The organism is Methanomethylovorans sp. (assembly GCF_041305605.1).
Lineage (GTDB): Archaea > Halobacteriota > Methanosarcinia > Methanosarcinales > Methanosarcinaceae > Methanomethylovorans.
Window position 1 is genome coordinate 1 of record NZ_JBFYLB010000127.1, and the last position, 3,277, is coordinate 3,277.

At 41.4% G+C, this 3,277-nt stretch carries 3 protein-coding genes and 1 pseudogene; 2 read left to right on the top strand and 2 right to left on the bottom strand.

What is annotated here, in order from left to right; genetic code table 11:
• Positions 1-219: 219 nt before the first annotated feature.
• Positions 220-495: a DUF3303 domain-containing protein gene (locus ACCM36_RS07900; protein WP_370573207.1), complete on the bottom strand. Its 276-nt coding sequence runs from the start codon at positions 493-495 to the stop codon at positions 220-222.
• 303 nt (positions 496-798) lie between these two features.
• Between ACCM36_RS07900 and ACCM36_RS07905 the strand changes: the two genes are divergently transcribed.
• Positions 799-1,779, top strand: coding sequence for a DUF128 domain-containing protein (locus ACCM36_RS07905; protein ID WP_370573208.1), 981 nt, complete (start codon positions 799-801; stop codon positions 1,777-1,779).
• On the opposite strand, the gene ACCM36_RS07910 is transcribed toward ACCM36_RS07905, so the two are convergent.
• Complete coding sequence (locus tag ACCM36_RS07910; RefSeq protein ID WP_370573209.1) at positions 1,780-2,754, bottom strand: site-specific DNA-methyltransferase; 975 nt, start codon at positions 2,752-2,754, stop codon at positions 1,780-1,782.
• 287 nt (positions 2,755-3,041) lie between these two features.
• Between ACCM36_RS07910 and ACCM36_RS07915 the strand changes: the two are divergent.
• Positions 3,042-3,277 (top strand): annotated as a pseudogene (locus tag ACCM36_RS07915) (hypothetical protein); the annotation flags it as partial.

The window sequence follows — 3,277 nt, forward strand, 5'->3', positions numbered from 1 at the left end:
ATCAATATATATCTTGAAGCTGTTGAGATCATTGACTCCGACCAGGAAGGAAAATTCACATACAACTATAATACTTCTGCTTTACCTGCCGGGGAGTTCACTGTGCTTGTGGGAGACTCAAGCAAAACGATAAGTCTTTCCCAGATGATCTGAATAAATGCCTTTTTGTAAAAAAGAGAAAATCACGTCAGCCTCAAAGGCTGACCAGTTACATTATATCTAGAACTTCATTCCACGTTCTGTCATGTGCTTGATGAACTCAGTTGCTTCCATGACAGGAACGCTATCAATCTTACAGACGTCAGACCATGGCAGATTAAAAGCGGCATATGCTTCCGAGCTTTCAGCCTCATATAGAATGAAAAATCTTCCACCTGTGAGGTCCAGCCACTGATTGATTACATGCACACCTGCCGGCGGCCTGAGCTCCTTGAAGTGCTTCAGTATGTCTGCTCTGTGTTCAGGTTGCCATGTACTTATGTCCATGAATAACATTTCTTATTACACCCCTTTAACTTTGGATTGTACTGAGCTTGTGGCCCAATTCTCCCAATTAAGAATTGGCTCACATACAATATGAACCTTTCCACTGCCAGAATAAAATAACTGAGTTGTACAAAAGTATCTGATTCAGAAAAAGACATATAAGAACGCATGTTCTAAGAATGTGCCAAGGGTTATTGCAATCATGCTTCAAAGAACAATAGAAAGTAATACATAGTCTTTTTAGATATGACAGATATATTCCATTCACCTCCAACTTAAACCAGTGAAACAAAATAAAGATAGGAGTAATATATGACAGACCCCAATGTCGAAAGGAAACTTATCGAGATAATGCGGATTATCAGCAAAAGCGACAAACCACTGGGCGCTCGTCTCATAGCAGATGAGCTGCAGAACAGGGGATATGCCATTGGGGAACGAGCGGTACGTTACCATCTACGTATACTGGATGAGAGGGGATTCACCAAGAAGCATGGATATATTGGGCGCACGATAACAGAACTAGGACAGAAAGAGCTCAATGATGCGCTTATAGGTGACAGACTGGATTTTGTAATCACAAGAATAGAAGAACTGGTGTACAAGACCACATACGACCTCAGGGAAAAGACTGGAAATGTCATCGTAAATGTGTCTATCATTGATAAAAGCGATTATGAGAAGGCAATGGATGTGCTGAAATATGCGATAGATGCTGGCGTATCCATAAGTCCCAGGATCAGGATAGTGGATGAAGATTCTGAAGAGGACGACATCTTTGTACCAGACGGTAAATTTGCAATAGCTAATGTATGCAGTATCACCTATGATGGTATTCTTCTAAAGAATGGGATACCCTCAACTCCATTGTATGGTGGCCTTATGCAGATGGAAGCTCACCAGCCAGTCAGTTTTGTGGACCTGATAGGTTACAGCGGAACATCAATTGATCCTATAAAAATATTCATCAACAGGCATTCCACTTCAGTGCTCGATTACATAGAAAATGGTACTGGAAAGCTTCTTGCTAACTTGCGCCAGATACCAGGTTCTGCAAGGGAAAAGGCACATGAAGTAATGGAACTTGCAAAGGAATCCGATATCGGAGGATACCTGGCGATCGGTGAGACAGGAGCAGATGTTTTCGGCGTGCCCATGGAAAGGGGAAAAGCAGGCATACCTGTAACCGTGGGGAGCAATGCCATCACAGCTATTGCAGAAGCAGGGATCTCTGTGAAGTCATACCCTGTTTCTACGACTATGGATTACAACATAATGAAAAAACTGGAATGATCATATCAAGTTATTCCTGTTTTTCTTTATAATGTTCATCATAGAAAAATAACCCCTCCCAAACTCCGCGGAAAGGAGGTGGTAGGCTTTTTTGTCAGTAAGCCCCGAACTCTTGATGGCATTATAGCGTTCAATGACCTTACTTGCTTCTTCTTCTGTCCAGCGTTTCCTCTGGTTGTGATGCGGATTACCCCCGTTAGAACACAGGTCTTTAAGCATGTAACCCCTTTCGATATTTTGCATCTGTTCTAGCTGATAATTATAAGCATCGCTATTCACCTCAAATCCTGTAGAGTAACGATTGAGAGACCTGGCCATCTTTGCCGTGGAAAAACTACCTAAGAAAAAATCACAGACCAGGTCACCTTCATCTGATGAGTAGAGGATCATCTTCTTTAACAGTTCTGCAGGAAGAGTATTCTTATTCCTCAATCTGCCTTTCTTGAAATCCCTGTTGATGACCCACACATCCTCCAGGTCATTATAAAGCAAGGAGCTGTTATCCTCGCTCTTCTCAGAAGTTCCAAATCTGCAGAAGGTATTGAATTTCACCCCTTTTGCATCTGATTTTTTACAGTAGAGAATATGATAATGCGATGTTACGAATTTGTGCCTGGTACTCACACCGAAATTATACTTCCATATAATGTGATTGATGAGTTCAAAATCATTTCTTTCAAGAGCAAGCAATATATCCAGAAGATTGCTCCATCCTGAGACCACATACATGGAGCCAGTATCCTTGAGTACCCTGTGAGCCTCATGCAACCACTTTATAGAGAACTCACGGTACTCTTCCTGATCCACCTCAACATACCCTTCGAACACATGTTCTTCTTTTCTATGATAATGTTTGTGGAGACTGCCACCATTTATAGCAAAAGGGGGATCGGTGATGATAAGATCGACACTTCTGTCAGGAAGATGTTCACTTACACCGGTTATGCAATCCTGATTATAGTAAATATCCCTCATCCGGGGTGGAATTATGTCGCGGCAGTATATAAGGACTTGTAGTTACCAGCAAGGAAAGGGAGATCATATAACAACCATGCTCTTGACAAATGCATGTGTCTGTGATGAATAATATTAGTAACTATAGTATAATTGATGCTAATACAGCAAAAGTTTAAATGACTTACATATATATATTAATATGAAGTGGGTAGGAGAACAGTTTTGAGGGGAAATTGTAGCAATGATTAAATAGAATGAAGTCTACAGTGGACTACCGTCTTCCTACTAACAAGAGGTGTACATTTATGGAAACAATGTGTAAAATCAATAACCTAAGAATTCCAGGGAAGGCCCTGTTCCTCTTAGGGCTCATCCTTATGATGTTGATATTGCCGGTATCGGCAGCGACCGTTGAAGAAAACGCAGAAGCTATAACTAAGAACACAGAAGATATAGCTGGTGTGCAAACTGCACTTACCGTCGTATGGCTGATACTGTGCGGTGGAATAGTATTCCTGATGCATGCCGGATTCTCACTGGT